20 protein-coding genes and 1 CRISPR repeat array are annotated in these 20,459 nt (G+C 45.3%); of the genes, 6 read left to right on the forward strand and 14 right to left on the reverse strand.

Features of this window, described 5'->3' with window-relative positions:
• The first annotated feature begins 92 nt into the window (after positions 1–92).
• Both CZ502_RS08730 and scrK read left to right on the forward strand, forming a co-directional pair.
• Positions 93–1,100 carry a LacI family DNA-binding transcriptional regulator gene (locus CZ502_RS08730; protein WP_076461639.1) on the forward strand — a complete coding sequence of 336 codons (1,008 nt, stop codon included), beginning with the start codon at positions 93–95 and terminating at the stop codon, positions 1,098–1,100.
• Between the two features lie 120 nt (positions 1,101–1,220).
• A complete protein-coding gene (gene scrK, locus CZ502_RS08735) occupies positions 1,221–2,102 on the forward strand; it encodes a fructokinase ScrK (RefSeq protein WP_076461642.1) in 882 nt (293 codons plus the stop codon).
• A gap of 76 nt (positions 2,103–2,178) precedes the next feature.
• Here scrK and CZ502_RS08740 read toward each other — a convergent pair whose 3' ends face one another.
• Complete coding sequence (locus CZ502_RS08740) at positions 2,179–3,045, reverse strand: SPFH domain-containing protein (protein WP_076461645.1); 867 nt, start codon at positions 3,043–3,045, stop codon at positions 2,179–2,181.
• Between the two features lie 15 nt (positions 3,046–3,060).
• On the reverse strand, positions 3,061–4,437 hold the full coding sequence (locus tag CZ502_RS08745) for an RsmB/NOP family class I SAM-dependent RNA methyltransferase (protein ID WP_076461647.1): 1,377 nt from the start codon (positions 4,435–4,437) through the stop codon (positions 3,061–3,063).
• A gap of 146 nt (positions 4,438–4,583) precedes the next feature.
• Between CZ502_RS08745 and CZ502_RS08750 the strand changes: the two genes are divergently transcribed.
• On the forward strand, positions 4,584–5,396 hold the full coding sequence (locus CZ502_RS08750) for a Cof-type HAD-IIB family hydrolase (protein ID WP_076461649.1): 813 nt from the start codon (positions 4,584–4,586) through the stop codon (positions 5,394–5,396).
• Positions 5,397–5,454: 58 nt separating this feature from the next.
• Here the strand turns inward: CZ502_RS08750 and CZ502_RS08755 are convergent, their stop codons facing one another.
• The 8 genes from CZ502_RS08755 to sufC all read right to left on the reverse strand — a co-directional run bounded on the left by CZ502_RS08755 (position 5,455) and on the right by sufC (position 12,665).
• Entirely contained in the window at positions 5,455–5,691 is a 237-nt protein-coding gene (locus CZ502_RS08755) for a cytochrome b5 domain-containing protein (RefSeq protein WP_076461651.1), read from the reverse strand.
• A 536-nt stretch (positions 5,692–6,227) separates the two neighbouring features.
• Positions 6,228–7,118 (reverse strand): helix-turn-helix domain-containing protein, encoded by an 891-nt coding sequence (locus tag CZ502_RS08760; RefSeq protein ID WP_076461653.1) that lies wholly within the window; start codon positions 7,116–7,118, stop codon positions 6,228–6,230.
• A gap of 16 nt (positions 7,119–7,134) precedes the next feature.
• Positions 7,135–7,467, reverse strand: coding sequence for a metal-sulfur cluster assembly factor (locus CZ502_RS08765; protein WP_076461655.1), 333 nt, complete (start codon positions 7,465–7,467; stop codon positions 7,135–7,137).
• Positions 7,468–7,496: 29 nt separating this feature from the next.
• Complete coding sequence (gene sufB, locus CZ502_RS08770; RefSeq protein WP_076461657.1) at positions 7,497–8,906, reverse strand: Fe-S cluster assembly protein SufB; 1,410 nt, start codon at positions 8,904–8,906, stop codon at positions 7,497–7,499.
• Positions 8,899–9,360, reverse strand: coding sequence for a Fe-S cluster assembly sulfur transfer protein SufU (gene sufU, locus CZ502_RS08775; protein ID WP_076461659.1), 462 nt, complete (start codon positions 9,358–9,360; stop codon positions 8,899–8,901). Before sufU ends, sufB begins: the two co-directional genes overlap by 8 nt.
• Entirely contained in the window at positions 9,347–10,585 is a 1,239-nt protein-coding gene (locus CZ502_RS08780) for an aminotransferase class V-fold PLP-dependent enzyme (RefSeq protein ID WP_076461661.1), read from the reverse strand. Before CZ502_RS08780 ends, sufU begins: the two co-directional genes overlap by 14 nt.
• Positions 10,569–11,855 (reverse strand): Fe-S cluster assembly protein SufD, encoded by a 1,287-nt coding sequence (gene sufD, locus CZ502_RS08785; protein WP_076461663.1) that lies wholly within the window; start codon positions 11,853–11,855, stop codon positions 10,569–10,571. The genes CZ502_RS08780 and sufD overlap by 17 nt, the downstream gene beginning before the upstream one ends.
• Positions 11,856–11,867: 12 nt before the next feature.
• Complete coding sequence (sufC, locus tag CZ502_RS08790) at positions 11,868–12,665, reverse strand: Fe-S cluster assembly ATPase SufC (RefSeq protein ID WP_076461665.1); 798 nt, start codon at positions 12,663–12,665, stop codon at positions 11,868–11,870.
• A 214-nt stretch (positions 12,666–12,879) separates the two neighbouring features.
• Between sufC and CZ502_RS08795 the strand changes: the two genes are divergently transcribed.
• Genes CZ502_RS08795 through CZ502_RS08805 form a run of 3 tightly spaced genes read left to right on the forward strand, consistent with a single transcriptional unit; the run spans position 12,880 to position 15,250 of the window.
• A complete protein-coding gene (locus tag CZ502_RS08795; RefSeq protein ID WP_076461667.1) occupies positions 12,880–13,083 on the forward strand; it encodes a FeoA family protein in 204 nt (67 codons plus the stop codon).
• Positions 13,084–13,087: 4 nt separating this feature from the next.
• Complete coding sequence (gene feoB, locus CZ502_RS08800) at positions 13,088–15,076, forward strand: ferrous iron transport protein B (protein WP_076461669.1); 1,989 nt, start codon at positions 13,088–13,090, stop codon at positions 15,074–15,076.
• An 18-nt stretch (positions 15,077–15,094) separates the two neighbouring features.
• A complete protein-coding gene (locus CZ502_RS08805) occupies positions 15,095–15,250 on the forward strand; it encodes a FeoB-associated Cys-rich membrane protein (protein WP_076461671.1) in 156 nt (51 codons plus the stop codon).
• A 59-nt stretch (positions 15,251–15,309) separates the two neighbouring features.
• Here the strand turns inward: CZ502_RS08805 and CZ502_RS08810 are convergent, their stop codons facing one another.
• From CZ502_RS08810 to cas4, 4 genes are all read right to left on the reverse strand, one after another.
• Complete coding sequence (locus tag CZ502_RS08810) at positions 15,310–16,188, reverse strand: Lreu_0056 family protein (RefSeq protein ID WP_200804232.1); 879 nt, start codon at positions 16,186–16,188, stop codon at positions 15,310–15,312.
• A 758-nt stretch (positions 16,189–16,946) separates the two neighbouring features.
• Positions 16,947–18,498: direct repeats of the CRISPR family, unit length 30 nt; unit sequence ATTTACATTCCACTTCTAATAGATAAATAC.
• A gap of 181 nt (positions 18,499–18,679) precedes the next feature.
• Positions 18,680–18,961 (reverse strand): CRISPR-associated endonuclease Cas2, encoded by a 282-nt coding sequence (gene cas2, locus CZ502_RS08815; RefSeq protein ID WP_076461675.1) that lies wholly within the window; start codon positions 18,959–18,961, stop codon positions 18,680–18,682.
• A 3-nt stretch (positions 18,962–18,964) separates the two neighbouring features.
• Positions 18,965–19,954, reverse strand: a complete 990-nt coding sequence (cas1b, locus tag CZ502_RS08820) for a type I-B CRISPR-associated endonuclease Cas1b (RefSeq protein ID WP_083673340.1) — start codon at positions 19,952–19,954, stop codon at positions 18,965–18,967.
• Positions 19,955–19,968: 14 nt separating this feature from the next.
• The gene (gene cas4, locus CZ502_RS08825) at positions 19,969–20,457 is read right to left on the reverse strand and encodes a CRISPR-associated protein Cas4 (RefSeq protein WP_076461677.1); all 489 of its coding nucleotides are present in this window, start codon (positions 20,455–20,457) and stop codon (positions 19,969–19,971) included.
• Between the last annotated feature and the right edge of the window lie 2 nt (positions 20,458–20,459).

The raw sequence follows: 20,459 nt of genomic DNA on the forward strand, positions 1-20,459 counted from the left end.
TCGTGATGAATTGTAATAAATACTAGCGGCTCGCGGTACTAAACGTTTACTAAAAAATATGATATGATACTAAAAACAAAGGAGGAAGCAAAATGGTTGGGATTCGCAAAATTGCCAAGGAAGCGGGCTTTTCCCCAGCGACAGTATCACGGGTATTAAAGGGGGACCCACAGTTTGCCGTTAGTAAACAGACCCGCGAGAAGATTATCAAAACTGCCCAGGAGTTTGACTACCACCCGCAAAATAATCGTCGCGTCAGCCAGCCAACTAGGCAACGACAGCTACTGGTTATTACTACCCACTCCCTTGAAGCGGAGGCCCACGACCCCTACTTTGCGAAGGTCCACGACGGCATCATCCAGGAAGCATCTGCTACTAATGTCCAGGTCAAGGACTTCATCCGCTTCCCACAAGCTGGTTTTTCCTTTGCGTCTGCTCGCCAGTACGACGGGATAATTGTGGCAGGGGTTTTCACCCGGGAGTTCTACCAGCAACTTGCAAGCGCTAACCCCCACATCGTCTTAATCGACGACTACCGTTACTTGCCGGACTTTGATATTATCCGGAACTCATACTTTGAAGAAACCCGGATAGTCCTTGACCAGCTCTTTGCCCGGGGAATTAAGAAAATTGCCTTTATTGGCGGGAAGATCATGCCGATGACAACTACTGGCCCCAGCAATGACAGCTACCAGGATATCCGGGTCAAGGCCTACCGAAGCTGGATGCGCGACCACCAGCTTGCACCCATGCTAAGCGAGCGTGGCTGGCTCCCTAGCGACGGTTTTAACGCAATGAATGACCTCCTTACTAACCGCCCCCAGGCAGTCTTAATTGCTAGTGACCAGTTGGCCGTCGGTGCCTACCGTGCAATCAGCCAGCAACAGCTACGGATTCCAGAAGATCTAAAGGTAGTTAGCTATAACGATTCTAGTATCGCTGCTTACCTGGTCCCTTCCCTTTCCTCCGTCAACCCTAACAGCTTGCAGATGGGCCGGTTAGCCGTCAAGCTAATCAACGACCGCCTGAGTAACGGCCAGCAGACCCCCGTCCATCTCACCCTCCCGGCCAAATTGACCACCCGCGAAAGTAGTAAGTGAAACGTTTTTATCAAAAAAATTGCCGAAAGATAGTTGTGATAACGCTTACCGCGCGGTATACTCAATTTTGGTTATCACAGTTGATAAACGTTTAATCTAGTAAAATGAGGTTTTTTGATTATGTTATTAGGAAGTATTGAAGCTGGCGGGACAAAGTTTGTTTGTGCCGTCGGTGACGAAAAATTTAATGAAGTTGATAAAAAGGTCATCCCAACGACCAGCCCGGAAGAGACCCTCGGCGCAGCCATTGATTTCTTCAAGCAATTCACTGACCTAGCAGCCTTATCAATCGCTAGTTTTGGCCCAATTGATACCAACCCAGCAAGTGATAAGTATGGCTACATCACCGACACCCCAAAGGTAAAGTGGCAAAACTGTAATTTTGTCGGCACGATGGAAGATGCCCTCAATATTCCAATCTACTGGACCACCGACGTTAACGGCTCCGTCTACGGGGAGTACGTCAACCTCAAGGATAAGTACGAAAATCCCGCCCTCGTCTACTACACCCTCGGAACCGGGGTCGGGGCAGGGGCCATTCAAAACGGTCACTTCATCGGTGGTATCTCAACCCCTGAAATGGGTCACGTCCGTCTTCAGCGCCACCCCGCTGACATGGGCTTCACCGGGATTTGTCCCTACCACCACGACTGTTTAGAAGGGCTCGTCTGTGGGCCAACCTTTAAAGCGCGCTTGGGAATCAGTGGTGAAGATGTGCCCGATGACCACCCGGTTTGGGATATAATGGCCTACTATGTCGCCCAGGCCGCCGTTCAGGTCACCGCAATTCTGCGACCCCGCAAGATCATCTTTGGTGGGAGTGTTTCCCGGCCAGCCTTCATCAAAAAGGTCCGCCAACAGTTCCAAATGCTATGGAACGACTACCTCCCAGTCGGCCCAATTGATGAATATATTGTTAACCCGTCCGTTCCCGGGAATGGTTCTGCCACCCTCGGTAACTTTGCCCTTGCCAAGAAGTTAGCGGACGAAAAAACTAAATAAGGACGTAAAATGCCCCCGTGGATTGACGATTGCTAATCCACGGGGGCATCTTTTATTTCAGTTCTATCAGTACCGGTTAGCCCTGGGTACCAGTGTTGATCACTGGCTGGGTTCCCCGTTCACTGATGATGGCGACCATGATGTTATTAATAATTTGCAGGCGCTGCTCGCTGGTCAAGTTGAGGTTAGCCTCCTTATTTAAGCGGTCAATTGCTTCTTCCGTAATTGAGACGGCCCCCTCCACAATGATTTTACGGGCAGACAAAATAGCGGCGGATTGCTGTTTTTGCAGCATTGCGCTGGCGATTTCCGTTGCGTAAGCCAGGTGGGTCAGCCGGGTTTCGATAATCTCAACACCAGCAACGTCCAACCGTTCCTGCAACTCGCCAGTCAACCGGTCAGATACTTCCGTCGGGTTGCCCCGCAAGGTAATGTCATCCTGGTTTTCAAAAGTATCATAAGGGTACTCGCTAGCAACGTGCCGGACTGCGGACTCACTTTGAATTTGAACGAATTGCTCATAATCATCGACGGAGAAGAGGGCCTTCGCCGTATCAACAACCTTGTAGACGATTACTGCAGCAATCTCAACCGGGTTCCCCTTGGAGTCGTTGACCTTTAGGATCTGACTGTTGAAGTTGTAAACCCGCAGGGAAACGGTCTGCTTACTGGTAAAGGGAACCGTCATAAATAAGCCAGCGTCACGGATTGTCCCGATGTAATTTCCAAAAAAGGTCAACACCTTGGCCTCGTTTGGTTGGATAATCGTCAGCGAGGTGCTAAATAAGACGACCACGATGAAGAGAAGCACTCCTAAAACGACCATTGCGACCATTGCGTCATTGACCCCGATAAAGATCATCCAAATACTGACCAGGCCAAAAATGATTGCCAGCAGTAAGCCAAGGTAACCATTAACGTGAAAAGCTCTTTTTTCCTTCATTTCATTTTTCCTCCTTTAGAACCGCAACCCCTTAGGATAGAAGTTCTTAACTGTCTTACCGACCAACTTACCAAACCCACAGGAGTGCCCCTCACAAACTAACAGGTACCAGCCATTGGCGAGGTCGTCATCAATCGTAATGACATCACCATGGACATACTTCCGCCACTGGTCATGGCTGATGCTGATCTTTCTTGTCGTCTTCTCCGGGTTAGTAGCCAGGGCCCAGGCAAGTGCCGGCTCAAACCGGTTTTTCTTAAAGGTTCCGAGGTGCAGGCCCGGCCGCATTACGGTTAATCCATCGACCGTCGGCGCACCAGCTGGCAGGTCATAGAGCTGGTCACCAAAGACGATCAGCTGCTGGGGCGTGTAGTCTGGCATAAATTCATCAACAAACTCCGTGAAGCGGGCTTGCTGGTCCTTGTCAGGCCGGTTAGTGGACCGCTGGTGTTTCTTATCTTTCTTTTTCTTCTTAACCTTGGCCACCGCCGGGCTTGCCTCGGCCATGTTTTGCAGCTTAGCAATAAAGTGGCCCTCCCCTTGTTGGTGGTGAGGGAAGAGGCGGACTGCCTGCTTTAAGGCCGGGTTGCCGTCTGCCCATTCCGGACGACCATCATCCATGCCGGCAGCCTTGGCGATCGGTTGGATTGCCATCGCTGGGTAGTTTGCCAGTAACCAGGCGATATTTTGCTCATCTTCTTCCGGGGCGAAGGTACAGGTCGAGTAGACCAGCACCCCGCCCGGTTTGAGCATCTTCATTGCCGACTCCAAGATCTTTTTTTGCCGGTTAGCACACTCCGCCGGGTAGTCAGGCGACCAGTATTCAATCCCTGCCGGCTCTTTTCTAAACATCCCCTCCCCGGAACAAGGAGCGTCGACTAAGATCCGGTCAAAGAACTGGGGAAACTGTTTTTCCAGTGTGGCGGGACTTTCATTGGTCACGAGGGCATTCGTTGCTCCCCACCGTTCCATATTTTCCGCCAGCACCTTCGCCCGCTTCCGAAAAATCTCATTGGCGACCAGCAAGCCCTCATTATTCATCTTAGCGGCCAAGTGGGTTGTCTTCCCGCCCGGGGCAGCGCAGAGGTCTAACACTTTTTCACCAGGCTGCGGATCAACAACCTCACCGACAAACATCGCTGACGGTTCCTGGCTATATACCCAGCCGGTGACGTGATCTAGTGACTTGCCATCAACCTGCCCGTAATAGCCCGTCGGCACATAGGGCACCTTGCCCCTTGCCTGGTCAATCGTTGCCAGCGGCTGACCGTTTTTTAAGGGGTTCGTTCGAAAGCCACTGTGGCTAGGCTGGTCAAAAGAGGCCAGAAATTCAGCGGCCTCATCTCCCATCAATTGTTGATACTTTGCGATAAATTCTTCCGGTAGTTGCACACTAACTTCGCTCCTCTATTTACATTAGTGTCTTTATTGTAACTTATTTTGCGTCAAGGTGAGGTAAAATGCTTGGCTTTCGTCGAACTTTTTGGTAAAAATGTTATAATTGTATTTTATAGTCTATTGAAAGAAGGAATAAGGTAATGAACCAACACTTAATTGCGCTTGATCTTGATGGAACAACGCTTAACAACCAATCAAAATTAACCAATGAAACAATTATGACTTTACGCGCCCTCGCCCGTGAAGGTCACATTGTTAGTATCATTACCGGCCGGCCCTACCGGATTGCTAAACACATTTATGACAAGCTGGGCATTAAGACCCCGATGGTTAACTTCAACGGCGCATTGACTCATATTCCTCATGAACATTGGGATAAGGAATACGATGTGGAACTGACCCGGGAACTCGCCTTGGACCTCCTCGCTCACCGCAAGGAACTCGGCATCAACACGATCACCGTGGAAAATAAGCTCCACGTCTGGGCCAACCACCCTAGTAACGACCTGCCAGAATTCTTGCCAAACAAGCTCCGCCAAGATCAACTGCTCAATGCTAATAACCTGACGAGTAACCCGATTGCCCTAACGATCCAATACGAGCCAGCACACGAAGCTGAGATCATCAAGGCAGTTAACGAGAAATATGGTGACTTTGTTGAACCACGGGTTTGGGGTGGCCCCTACAACATCCTCGAGCTGATCCACCGGGGGACCCATAAGGAATCCGGAATGTTTTACATCGCTCGCCAGTACCAGATCGACCGGCAAAACATTATTGCCTTTGGTGACGAACACAATGACCTGGAGATGCTGGACGCTGCCGGCCGGGGGGTAGCAATGAACAACGCGATCCCTGCGCTCAAAGCCGTCGCTGATGATGTGACACCGGTTGATAACGACCACAATGGTCTGGCCAAGTACCTCCGGGAATACTTCAAAATTGCAATTTAATTAAAAAACGGTCCAGTGTTGTTCAACAAGCTGGGCCGCTTTTTTGTGCATAGTTATTCTAATCAGTCATTTTACCAACCACTGGAATGTCCTTTAAGACGGATTCCATGTGGAGGGAACGAGGCATTACGGATGTAAGGTCCCGTCCAGCAAGGTTTCCATGGTGCTTACCATCCTTCCACTGCGGGACGTTAGTGACATCGTAAACGACGCCCTTAACGGCAACATATGCAGGATGTCCATTTCGACCATCGAACTGTAATAGTTCGGTTGTTGTAAATGTTTTTTCTGCCATTAATAATTTCACCTTTCTATGATTCAAGAATAGCTAGTAATCTTATTCTAATTCATCTTTTCTATAAATGCACCACTTATTAGACTTTTATCATTTTTAATTGATAAGTCTGTTAATATTGATGATAATATCAGCGTCCAAGATTGCCTTTTTAATCATAAGTTTGGTAGCGATGCCATTGCCAGCTTGATTAATTTAAATTAAAAAGTTAATAATAATCTTCATTAATATAAAAAAATTGTTATAATAAAAGGCGAAGGTGATTCTGCAATCACTTTCGCCAAATACTTCTACTGTGAGTCACTGGTGTGTCATGTCACCAGTGGCTCTCTTTTTATTTTACTGCAAACACGTTTTTCTGCAATAAATTTTCAAAAGTATTTTAGCCAGTTATGAAAACTAGATCACAAAGTCGATTAGCGAGCGTTGGCAACGACGACAGCTTAATAAACTAAAGTCAAAGCATTGAATTTAGCAGCCCCATTTAAAATCACATTAGCGACTGATGCAGATTTGCCAGTCGCTAATGTGGTTTTTTATGAATTTTGAATATTCTTTGCGAGGTTACTCCGCAAGGCCGCGACCTGTACCTCGACAACACTATTGGCGTTGAAGCGGGCAAAGACAAGGGCCTCAGTTAGCAAGTCCTTAACCTTTGCGGAACTAGCACCCGCAGAAATAGCATTCTCCGCTTGCAAAAGCTTGATCCGGGGAAGAAAGTAAGTGACGTGCTTGGCCGCACACATCTGAATCGCCCGGGATAAGACCTCATCACTGGCCGCATACCGTCTACTTAGGGCGTGGTATTCAGCACAGTAGTAAAACATGGTCATTATCCGCAGGTAGTAGACCTCATCGGTTTCAAAGAGTTCTTCCTTATCCAGTGACCGTAAAAAGGCAATCACCTTGCTCAAGAAGAAGTCAGCATGGTCCATTGAGTTGCGGCGGGCATAGAGGATCCCCGATCCCAGATAAGCTAGCTGGGAGTAGATCGTCCGGTGCTGCTCATCTAATTCATCGAGGATCTTTGTAAAGTTAAAAAGGGTCGTGGAGGTCTTATTATTCGTCAGGGTGTAAATCATCCCCTTGAGATAATAATATTGCATCTTATCTTCCGGCGACTTCAGCTCGTCTACCTTGACCTGGTCGAGTTTCCGGACCGCTGCCGGGAAGTGCTCAATCATCAGTGCGAGTTCGACCTCGTTTAATAGCTTATGAATATACTTCAACGAAGCAGGGTCACTCTTATTGAGGTCATCAATCGTTAAGCCTAAGCGGTCACATAACTGTTTGAGGATTGTAAAGGACGGAATTTGCCCGTTATTTTCAAACTTACTTAAGGTCGACTGCGTACAAATCCCCTTGCTTAAAACGACCTGTGAGTAACCCAGTTTCTTTCGTTGATCAATAAAACGTTTTATATCCATGCACTATCACCCTGTTCTAACCGTGAATTCCTAAGGCAACCTTCGCAAAGCGGCTCATCCGCGAAATATCCCAGACTGGTTCCCAGACCAGGTTGATATCACACTTTTCAATCCCATCAACGGATGTTACCGCCTTGGTAATCGCCTCATTTAAAAAGTCACCAAGTGGGCAGCCCATCGTTGTCAACGTCATGGTGACCGTGCACTGGCCCTGGTCATCAACAGTAACATCATAGATCAAGCCGAGGTTAACGAGGTCAATTCCCAACTCCGGATCAATCACTTCTTCGAGGGCGTCCATTACCTTATTTTCAATTGGTGAAAATGGCTTTTCTTGTTCTTGTGCCATTTAAATTCCTCCATCTCTATTGCTGTTGCCTAACCGATCGACCCTTCCATTTCAAAGCTGATCAACCGGTTCAATTCAACGGCGTATTCCATCGGTAACTGCTTTGTAAATGGTTCGACAAAGCCCATGATGATCATTTCCGTTGCCTTTTCTTCTGAGATTCCCCGACTCATTAAGTAGTAGAGTTGCTCTTCGGAAATCTTTGACACCTTTGCCTCGTGTTCCATTGCCACGTGCGCATTGTCAATTTCATTATACGGAATCGTATCCGAAGAGGACTGGTCATCCATGATAATTGTATCACACTCAACATGGGCCTTGGAGCCATCGGAATGCTTGCCGAAGCGTACTGTCCCCCGATAGTCCGTCGACCCACCGGTTTTGGCAATCGACTTGGAAACAATCGAACTAGACGTGTTCTTCGCGTTATGGATCATCCGGGCACCGGAGTCCTGGTGGATCCCATTACTTGCCACGGCAATCGACAACATCGTTCCCCGGGCACCCTCACCGTTGAGGTAAACACTTGGGTACTTCATCGTTACCTTTGAGCCGAGGTTACCGTCGACCCATTCCATCGTTGCGTTTTCTGCAGCAGCAGCCCGCTTAGTTTCCAGGCTGTAAACGTTGTCCGACCAGTTCTGAATAGTCGTATACCGGCAGTAGGCATCCTTGCAGACATTAACTTCCACAACCGCCGCGTGCAGGCTATCAGATGAGTAGTTAGGGGCAGTACACCCTTCGACATAGTCAACACTGGCACCCTCATCGACGATAATCAACGTCCGCTCAAACTGCCCGGAATTTTCCGCGTTCAGCCGGAAGTATGATTGGATTGGCGTCTTGGTCTTGACACCCTTTGGCACATAGATAAATGAACCACCGGACCAAACAGCCGCATTGAGGGCCGCAAACTTATTATCCGTTGGGCTAACCAGCTTACCGAACCACTTCTTAAATAGTTCTGGGTACTCCTGCAATGCCGTATCGGTATCGGTAAAGATGATCCCTAGCTTCGCAAACTCGTTTTTCATGTTGTGGTAAACAACTTCTGACTCATACTGAGCAGATGAACCGGCAAGGTATTTCCGTTCTGCTTCCGGCACTCCCAAACGGTCAAAGGTCCGCTTCAAGTCTTCTGGGACGTCTTCCCAGTCCCGAAACTTCTTGTCCGTCATCTTTTGGTAGTAGAGCATGTTCTTCAGGTCAAGCTCCGAAAGGTCCGGACCAAACTTTGGCATTGGTAATTTCTTGTAAATCTGGTAGGCCTTCAGCCGGTAGTCAAGCATCCATTGTGGCTCATGCTTGGCCGCCGAAATCTGCCGGACCGTCTCCTCTGTCAACCCTCGGCCAGTTGAATATTCCGGCTTGACGTCATCGTGGAAGCCGTACTCGTACTGGTCGTCATTATTTATAATGCTGGCCGCGTCATTACTCATTATCGTTTTCCTCCTTGTCATCTTTTAACAGTGCCCGTTGTAGCGCCCACCATGAGAGGGTTGCGCACTTGATTCGCGCCGGAAACTCCATGATGCTGGTCAAAATCTGGGCATCCCCCAGCTTATCAAGGTCCGCATCATCGTGTTTCTTCCCGATTGCCATGTCAGAGAAGGTCTTGGCCATCGCGAGGGCCTCATCAGTCGTCTTCCCCTTCACCGCCTCGGTCATCATGCTAGCGGAGGCCTGGCTAATCGTACAGCCATCCCCGGTGTAGGCAATGTTTTTAATCTTATTATCAGCAACCTCTACCTGCAGGTTAATCGTGTCCCCACAGGTTGGGTTGTGGAGGGTCATTGCATTGGTCGTGCTTGCTAACTCTCCCTTATTGCGTGGATGATTGGCGTAGTCGAGAATTACTTCCCGGTACAAGCCATTTAATTTAGATAGTCCCAATCTTAAAGAACTCCTTTGTCTCATTGATTGCCTTAATCAGCTGGTCCGCGTCTTCTTTCGTATTGTAAAGGTAAAAACTGGCACGAGCAGTCGCCGTCAAATTCAGCGTCTCCATTAGGGGCTGTGCGCAGTGGTGACCAGCCCGGACTGCAACCCCGTCCATGTCAAGGGCAGTCGCCACATCATGCGGGTGCAGGCCCTTCAAGTTAAAGGCGATCACCCCGGTATGCTTGGCCGGATCATGGGGCCCATAGACGACTAAGTCCGGAATCGCCAATAATTTTGGTAAGACATAGTCGACTAGCGCTTGTTCATGTTGTTGGACATTTGCCATCCCCAAGGAAGTCAAATAGTCAATCGCTGCCCCGAGACCAACCGCCCCGGCGATATTTTGTGTCCCGGCCTCAAACTTAAATGGAATGTCCGCCCAGCTACTCTGGTCACGGTGAACCGCGGCAATCATCTCACCACCATACTGATACGGGGGCATTGCGCGGAGCAAGTCTGCTTTGCCGTAAAGCACCCCAATCCCCATCGGGCTCATCATCTTGTGCCCAGAGAAGGCATAGAAATCAACGTCGAGTGCCTGAACGTCGACGGGCATATGAGGAACCGCCTGGGCACCGTCACCAACAATCACGGCACCATGCTGGTGGGCAAGGTCAGCAAGTTCTTTTAAGGGGGTGACCGTCCCTAAGACGTTGCTAGCGTGGGTAATGGCGACAATCTTTGTCTTGTCAGTAATTTTCTCCTTTGCATCGGCCATATCAAGCTCACCGTCTTCGGTCAGTTCGATATACTTCAATGTTGCGTGCTTTCTGGCGGCCAACTGCTGCCAGGGAATAAGGTTACTGTGGTGTTCCATCACTGAAATGACGATCTCATCATCTTCATGGACATTTTCTTCCCCGTAGGTTGCTGCCACCAGGTTGAGACTATCAGTACAGCCCTTGGTAAAGATAATTTCGTCGGCACTAGGCGCATTGATAAACTTCTGGACCTTTTGCCGGGCAGTCTCGTAGTCCTTTGTCGCCCGTTCAGCCAGAGTGTGGACGCCGCGGTGGACGTTAGCATTGTCCGTTTCATAAAAGTTGGTCAATGCTGCAATTACCTGGCGGGGACGCTGGGCAGTTGCTGCGTTATCGAGGTAGGCCAACCGCTCGTCATTTACCCGCTGGTTTAAAATTGGAAAATCTTGTTGGACATCATCAATCTTGTTGACCATCAGTGAGCTTCCTTTCTAGAATTGCGATAAGCTTGTTCCGGACGTCCTTTGACGGAATCGCACTGAGAACCGCGCCCAAGAAGCCCCGGATAACCATCCGTTCAGCTTGCTTCCGTGGGATTCCCCGGCTCATCAGGTAGTACATCTGGTGGGGGTCAACCGGACCAACACTGGCTGCGTGTCCTGCTTCGACGTCATTTTCGTCGATTAAGAGGATTGGATTGGCATCCCCCCGGGCCTTATCAGACATGATCAATACCCGGTTTTGCTGGTCCGCCTTTGCACCGTGGGCCCCGTGGATAATTTGCCCGATCCCGTTAAAGATCAACTCGGAGTCTTCAAGGATTACCCCCCGCTGGTTGATCAGGCCAGTCGTATGCTTGCCGCGGTTCGTAACCCGGTTGTTAACCCCCACTTCCTGGTCATGGGTTGTGGTGGCAATCATCTTTGAGTTGGCATAACCCCCTTCACCGAGTAGCTCAGAATCCATGTCACCGACCGTATTTCCATCATTCATTAGGCCGACCGCCCACTCAACATGGGCATCACGACCAATGTCAGCCCGCCGCTTGAAGTAAGTATGGGTGTGGGGGCCAAACTCGTCGAGGGATGAGAAGTCGATTTCACTATTTTCCTGGGCCATCAACTCAATCATCATGTTAGCTGGGTTAGCCTTTTCCCCAACGGTTGCCAGGTGCTGGATAAACTTCACCTTGCTTCCGCGATCAGCAATTACCAGGATATGGGAAACAAGCGGCTCATCTTGTGTACTATCCTGGATGATTTCCGCTTCAATCGGCTTTTCGATCTCAACGTTTTTCGGAATGTAGAGGAACAAACCCGCATTCAGGTAAGCAAGATGGTAAGCCGTCAATAAGTTTTCGTCCGGCTTAATCGCCGTCATAAAGAACTTTTCAAAGAGTTCCTGGTGTTCACGGGCAGCTGTGAAAATATCCGTCAAGATAACCCCTTGGTCTTGCAACTTCTGCGGGAGGTTGACGTGGACGGTTGTCTGTCCAAACTGGGTAACCTTAATCACTTCGTCATCTTTGCTCGTGGCCGGGATGAGGGCTGGATCAGATTGAACCCAGTTGAGGGGCTGGTCAGCAATCAGTGGCCAGTCGTGAAATTTAAACCGTTGCATCCGTGGCAATTGTAATTTTTCCATCAAGTCGCGCGCAGAAAGACGCCGGTCAAGCAGACCCTGGGGCTCATTATTTTCGGCACTAGCCGCTGCTAGTTGCGCACGCGCTGCTTTTAATTCTGTCATCAAAAAGCCTCCCTAGTCTTCATCGTCAACGAGCTTAATGTCCAGGCCTAATTCATCCCGCAAGCCCGCGTAACCTTCATCTTCAAGCTTCTTTGCCAAGTCTGGGCCACCGGTCTTGACGATCCGGCCATCCATCATGACGTGAACTGTGTCTGGAATAATGTAGTTTAACAGCCGTTGGTAGTGGGTGATGATCAATGAACCGAAATTGTCGCCCCGCATGGAGTTAACTCCCTTGGAAACCACCTTCAAGGCATCGATGTCCAGTCCGGAGTCAATCTCATCAAGGATAGCGAAGCTTGGCTCAATCATCAGTAATTGTAAGATTTCGTTCCGCTTCTTCTCCCCACCAGAAAAGCCTTCGTTTAGGTAACGCTCAGTCATTGACTGGCTCATATCAAGGAGCTTGAGGTTCTTATCAAGCTTCTTAATAAAGTCCATGACGGAAATCTGGTCATCATCAGCCCGTCGTGCGTTAATCGCTGCCCGGAGGAATTCGGCGTTAGTTACCCCTTGAATTTCAGCAGGGTACTGCATCGCCAAGAAGAGTCCCTTTCGTGCCCGTTCATCAACCGGCATATCGACGATACTCTCCCCGTTTAATAGGATGTCTCCCTGGGTAACCCGGTAGCCTGGCTGGCCCATGATTGTTTGTGAAAGAGTTGACTTACCAGTCCCGTTTGGTCCCATGATGGCGTGAATCTCGCCCGTCTTCATGCTGAGGTTAACACCCTTTAGGATCTCTTTTTCCTTTTTGCTTTCCTCATCCTTAACTGCGACATGCAAATCTTTAACTTCTAAAGTTGCCATAATATTCATCCTCCCGGCATCAATTATTCCAATATCAGTTATCACGATTATTATTTCTCGTACATTTTTATTATATCCGATTAATAAAAAAATAAAACCAGTCATTTTAAATTTACTAAAGCGCTTTCCACATAATAAAAATAAGCGTATACTAAAATTGTATTATTGTTCACTATTTAATTTTGGAATATTTCGGATAAGGAGCATTGGAATAATGGTTCAGCAAAATTACATTCTTCAATCCTTTAATTGTATCAATGGCCCCACTGCTGCCCGCCTGCATGACATGGGGCTTTGCGAGGGCTGCCCAATCAAGGTCATCCAGCGCTACCCCTTCCATGGTCCGGTGATCATCGAAAACGACCACCAGCGGATTGGCCTGCGCTACCAGGTATTTGCTCAGCTGACGGGGGAATGATCCAATGACGACTGTCGCTTTAATCGGTAACCCCAATACGGGAAAAACGACCCTCTTCAACTCGCTGACCGATAAGTATGCCTATGTTGGCAACTGGACCGGGGTCACGGTTGAAAAGAAGCAGGGACAAGTCAAGGACACTGACATCATGATGATCGACTTGCCGGGAGTATATTCGCTCGACCCGCTGACAAAGGATGAGAGCGTAGTGGCCGATTATCTGATGCACAACGAGCCTCAGCTGATATTAAACGTCACAAACGCAAGTCAATTGCGACGGAACCTCCTACTGACAATTGAAGTACTCGAACTCGGCTACCCGACGATTTTAGTATTAAACATGATCGACGACCTTAAGCGGACCGGCTTTGAATACAACTGTACGGTCTTAGCTGATCGTCTTGGCTGCAAGGTAGTCACGACCAATGCGCGGAACCGCAAGGGGATTGCCGAATTACGTAAGCAGGTAATTGACTATCCTGATCAAAATGCAGACGGGTTGACCCTCGACTACCCGCCGATGATCCAGCAGGCAATTCGGCAGGCCAGCACGAGGCTCGTTAAGGGAACAGGCTACTCCCTCCGCTTTGCCCGTTGGTTAACGATCCAGTTCATGAACAAGAATAAGGTTGTCCGCCACTTTGCCAAGGAAAACCAGCTGGCGCCCCTCCTTCAACAACAGGCCTATTACGATGCCCAGAAGTTTGCGGACCGTATCTTTGATACCCGCCTGACATTTATTGAAGGACTATTAAAGGACGCCCGTCAGCAATTAGCAACTAGTAATAACCGCCAGTTAACCAGCAAAATTGACCGGGTAGTAACTAACCCCCTTCTCGGTCTGCCAATCTTCGCACTGATTTTCTTCATCATGTTTAAACTGTCCTTCGACTGGGTAGGGACACCATTGTCAAACCTCCTGGACCAGTTTATCTCCGGCCCCGTTTCGACCACGGCTGACCACCTGCTAGCCAGCCTGGGTGCCATTCCCGCGCTCCGGTCACTGGTTGTTAACGGGATTATCGCCGGGGTGGGCGGTGTTTTAGCCTTTGTCCCGCAAATTTTTATGCTATTTGCCTGTATCTCGCTGCTTGAAGATTCTGGCTACATGGCCCGAGCCGCGCTAGTCACCGACCGGATCATGCAGGCAATTGGCTTGAACGGCAAGTCATTTATCCCTTTGATCATCGGCTTTGGTTGTAATGTCACCGGGGTGATGGCGGCGCGGACGATCGAGCAGCCAAAAGAGCGACTAGTAACAACCCTAATCATGCCCTACATGAGTTGCTCGGCCCGCCTACCAATCTACAGCCTCTTTGTTGCCGCCTTCTTCCCCCGCCACCAGGCGCTAATCGTCCTCTCCCTGTACTTTTTAGGGGTGGTCGTCGCCCTGACAATGGCCAAGCTCTACCAGGTGATTTTTCAAGTCAAGGAAAGTTCCATCTTCGTTGTCGAGCTTCCCCAGTACCATGTTCCGCGCCTTGATATCATCTGGCACGGTACCTGGGATAAGGGAAAGGGCTTTATCAAGAAGGCCGGAACAATCATCTTCGCCGGAACGGTGTTAATCTGGCTCTTATCGAGCTTTGGCACGACCGGTTTCGTAAGCAATTCGGCAAATAGTTTTGCTGCTGACCTTGGCCGTTTGCTGGTACCGATCTTTAAGCCGATTGGGGTTATTCAGTGGCAAGCAATCAGTGCGCTTTTTACCGGTGTTTTAGCAAAGGAAGTCATCACTTCCAGCATGATGGTCATGTTCCACACCAGCAGCAAGGCGGTGCTGATTACGGCGCTTGGTCAGTTTATCTCCCCATTGGCAGCGTACTCCTTACTGGTCTTTATCCTGCTCTACGCCCCATGTTTCGCCACCCTGGCGACCATCAAGCAGGAGACCGGCTCCGGCAAGTGGGCACTTTACTCGGCTGGCTCTAGCCTAGTCGTTGCCTACCTGATCGCCGGTCTTATCTTCCAGGTCGGTCAGCTGTTTTTGTAGAAAGATTGAGGTACGATGATGAAACTACTAATTAACGTTTTGATTATCTTAGCGATCGTTGCCTACGCATTTTACTTGCTCGGCAAAACATTCAAGAAGAGTAAGCAGGGAAAATGTGCAGCCTGCGACTTTGATTGCGCAATCAAGCAACAATTAAATAAGAGTCACCATTAAAAAAGGATCATGAACACCGCCATTTTGGCGTTTCATGATCCTTTTGCTATTCATGACATTTATTGATTACTAAAGTCGGTCACATTGGCGTCTGCTACTAAATCATCAATGGTTGATTTGTCATCTGAACTTGAATAGTATTCATCAACTAATTTCTTAATTGAAACGGTCTTCGCAGAATCTTGTGAGTAATCCAAAGCACCGTCAGTATACGTCACTTTATCACCATCGACGGTGTAATTTAACGTACTAGATTTCGTTCCAAGACCGATTTGATAGGTATTAGGCTTTTCCATAATCATATACTCCAAGTCATCGCCATCGAGATCATCAAATCCCCCGTGGGTACTAGCCAGAAGAAGGACGCCGATAGTCTTTGGATCTGTAACATCTTCATTGGAATCCGCACTATCTGGCTCATAGTAGCCGTTTTCTTTAATATATTCCAGATCTGACTTCTTTGCATTATCAAACATATCAATATAATCTGAGTATGTCATATCAATCTTCTTATTGGTAAATTCATTCCATTCATATTTAGCAGACTTAGGTGTGGAATATGTTATTAGCTTCTTTCCATCTAATTTTGCCTTAATTGTGTAATAGTCATCATCATAAACATCATGGAACTTCAATTGGTACTTACTATCCCCCAAAGCTTTCCACGTTCCACGATATGCGTCGCCATACCAAAAATCAGTGTCACTATTAGGATCTGAACTATCCACTTGTGGCTCGCAGTATAACAATTTGCCATCTTTCTTAAAATACCAGTAACTTGGTTGAATTGTTCCATCATCGGTCTCATTATAGTCATCATCACTCTTATAAGCACCAACAATTTTACTATCCTGCACCTGAGTCTGCAGCTTACTTTGATTATTGTCCTTTGTATTGCCGCACCCAGCAACAACCAGCAACATCAATATACTAGCCAAACCGATTAAATACTTCTTCATTAAAAACTCCCCCGAATAATAAAGTTAAAATTCTATTCTCTGTGATTTTAACACAGTATTTCAGCTGCAATCGTCTATTATTAAGCGCTTTCGTTACTTTGAAGATTTTTACTGAAAATCGTTACCAATTACTGAAAAGTTATTCTTCCACAAAAAATTTCCCCTACTGTTAATTCCAACACAGGAGACGATTCTTAACCGCATATTCAAAGTTTCAGCGTGAAATGTAGTCATAGCTGTGCTTTTAATCCTGTCCTAAAATTTGAAAGCGCAGAGTTATAATAAATTAAAGCGTATCTCAAGACTGCTTAATTAACGTTTTCAGCTTAATAAATGACCAAGTTGAAAAAAATATCACAACCTTAGTCTATATTTTAACTGCATAGCAGAATCACCTTAATCAAGATGCTCGAGCCCTGGGTGACTTGTTCTACCTGATAAACAATACTTTTAAAGGTACTGGAATTACAGGAAGCAGAATTTATCAGCGTAACAATCAATTAGTTCATAACTTACTCAGCGCGTAATGGCCAGAATAATTTTTAAGAAAGTCATTTAAAACTAATTTTTACAAGAAAAGGGCCAGAGCTCCATGTTAGCGCCTTGTTGAATATGTTCAAACTTCAGTTCCACCTCTGTTAGATAAATACCATTCTGGTAAGGCGTCAGCTTATCCAAAACGTCCTGAGTTACATTCTACTAATCAGTAACAAGTGCCCGTAACAAAAGCCTGATTGATTTGCATTCCACTACTAATAGATAAATACTTATGCATTGCATTGTTAAAGATATACTTCTTCCCTTTATTTACATTCCATTTCTAATAGATAAATACAAAGTCGTTCCAACTAATCCCCGCGTTAGCTTGCCATATTTACATTCCACTTCTAATAGATAAATACGAAATGCAAGACGTAGCTCGTCAACAGCTAGTTGAATTTACATTCCACTTCTAATAGATAAATACTGGTTGGCCGTGGAAAAAGCGGCTATGTTCCTACATTTACATTCCACTTCTAATAGATAAATACCGACAGAAACTGTCATGTCGCCATCGCTGAATATATTTACATTCCACTTCTAATAGATAAATACTTAGTGTTATTGCCGTCTTGCATCAAGTTATTAATCATTTACATTCCACTTCTAATAGATAAATACCCAGTTTTTCGATCCGCGTTTCGTGATCCGCTAACATTTACATTCCACTTCTAATAGATAAATACTATTTCCAAAACTTGCAACAGTTCCATGACTTCATTTAATTTACATTCCACTTCTAATAGATAAATACCAACTTTTGAAGAGTGGTTGTGGTGGTTCCACGAAATTTACATTCCACTTCTAATAGATAAATACCCGATCAGCCCGAAAGTTTATCGCCCCGACAAGATCAATTTACATTCCACTTCTAATAGATAAATACAATGAATAATAATCGCGCGTATGTGTGGGCACTAAATAGATTTACATTCCACTTCTAATAGATAAATACCTTTTCCCCCACCCGTGGCGCGGATAACGGTGACGGATTTACATTCCACTTCTAATAGATAAATACGTTCATCTTTTGTATCGTATATGTTGATGCTAGGCTTATTTACATTCCACTTCTAATAGATAAATACTAGTTGACGCGCAAATGCAATCTACGTTTTTTCGTATTTACATTCCACTTCTAATAGATAAATACTTAATAACTTAAAGGATCGTATTCATTTGTTGCGTATTTACATTCCACTTCTAATAGATAAATACAAGCTTTCCAAAGCGTTGAAAACAGCCCACTCGAATATTTACATTCCACTTCTAATAGATAAATACGCAATTTCGTCTTGTGCTTCATACATAAGATTCTGAAATTTACATTCCACTTCTAATAGATAAATACTGAATATAGCGTAGTTTGATAATCTGCTGGCTGGGGATTTACATTCCACTTCTAATAGATAAATACGAATGGTTAGCCCTTAATTACTTATCAATTAATAAATTTACATTCCACTTCTAATAGATAAATACAATGCTTCCTCAAAGTCAAGTGATGATTTTAATTCGATTTACATTCCACTTCTAATAGATAAATACGATGACGTGGACGCGATGGTTCAGGGCGTACTTGCACGATTTACATTCCACTTCTAATAGATAAATACAAACAGACACGGAATGGCAGATAACGATTGACCTGTATAATTTACATTCCACTTCTAATAGATAAATACTTGTTGTTCTTGCCATTTTCGCTCTTTAGCAATTATTTACATTCCACTTCTAATAGATAAATACTCCGCCCCTTCAAAATGCCGCGATATCAATAAATAAAACGCCGAAACTGTCGATGACCATTTTTGAAGGCTCTTTTGACAAAAATAAATAGCGATAAATTTACTATTTACCGCTATTATAGCAAAAGTTGAATCTGTCGTAAAAAGGCGTTTATTACATCATTGTCTATCGACAGCTCCTGCTAAAAGAAATTTGATATTTTTTCTGATTCGTCCATTCCCCAAAATTCTTTTTTTAGCCATTTTTTATTAGAACTTCGAAAGACTATCAATGAATCCTTGTCTTCTCTAATCCACTTTTTCAATTCCTTCTTAAGTGCTGCTAACTTTGCTGGCGTTATTTCTCCTTCAAAAACAGACTTTTGTACATGAGATAAATACTTCTTACAAGTTTTAAAGACCCGTCGCAAAACTTTAGATCCATCGCCATCCATTTTAATATCATATACTAATATAACGTACATTATTTACCACCAAATCTTAAACGGTTGATATTCTTTTTCATCCATTAAATCTTTAATTAGTTTATAACACTCCAGCCTAACTAAATGACGATAAGATACTTTCCGATGCAATTGGCGATGCATTATCGTTTTTCTTAAGTATTCATCATACGCTCTGGAGACTTTTAAGATTGTATTCTTTTTCATATAGCATCCATTAGAGCCCTTCTCAAAGCTATCAGGAGTAACAACTCGCTTATTGACTAGTGAGAAAATTAATCGATCGACAATCAATGGTTTGAAAATTTCAGATAAATCCAGACATAGCGAAAATCTTCTTTCACTAGGACTATGTAAATAACTAATTGTAGGATTTAACTGAGAAACGTATATTTCAGATAAGCATGAACTGTACATCATCATGTTTAAAAACGAAATCAGCGTATTAACCATATTATCAGGAGGCCGACGAACACGCGAAACAAATCCTGTATCATCATTAAAAATATTAGGCCAAGCCGAATAATAATTTCGATGGATATCGCCTTCTATTCCCATTAATTGATCGATCGACGTCGACAGTGGGATGGCTTTTATCAAACTCTCAATTACTGTTAGTTGCTCTGAAACGTCTTTACCACGACGTAAGTAATATTTTAAATTTCGCACAATATTTTGACTTGCCCCTAGGACAAATTTTTTCGCTAAATTAAGGCGGTGTTGACAATCAACATTTGCAGTAACTTGATTTACCAACAGTTCCCCTGAAACATTCTTTTCTCTTGGATAAAAAGAACCACTATAATTACCATAATAGTTGAATAGGTGAAGTGGTATCCTTTTTTGTGATAGAAAAACCAAGCACTTTGTATTTAAACTAACTTCACCAAACAAAAAAATATCACGAGTCAATTCAACCTTAAGATCCTTAAACTGTCCATCTTTTCTAGTCAAACGAATAACATTATCTTTACGTGCTAATTCACCATTTGAGAAAAGGTAATAACTTTCCATAATTGACACCCTTACTAAATAAAACAGTACTCATAATAAGCACAAGATCTACAAATTGATTTTAATTCTGCCTGCGGAGCTTTAGACATTTTCAAGATTATCCTAATTTGCTTTAAAATATCTTCCATTTCTACATCATCTTTAGGCAGGTATGTTATTTCTATTCGTCTTTTCAATAGTGGGTAATCAAGGATTCCTTTATCAATCTCTATTCCTTTTTTGCGGAGATAATAAATATAGTATTTTAACTGCCACTCCGCCGCCTTACTAATTGCACGACTGCGTTTGATTTCGTGAACAGTTTCCCAGTCTTGGATCATATCAACATTAACAACATTATCAATCATTACGTGCTTTTCATCTCGACCATATGAACTTTCATCGAGTAATTTACCCATCGCTACTTTTTCACTATTATCTTCAAATTGTAATTGTTCATTAAATAACCATAGTTTTCGCGGGCAAACAAAGTAATAGTTCACCATATTTCCAGTAACTCTCATTA

It is taken from the genome of Limosilactobacillus caccae (assembly GCF_900156885.1).
Lineage (GTDB): Bacteria > Bacillota > Bacilli > Lactobacillales > Lactobacillaceae > Limosilactobacillus > Limosilactobacillus caccae.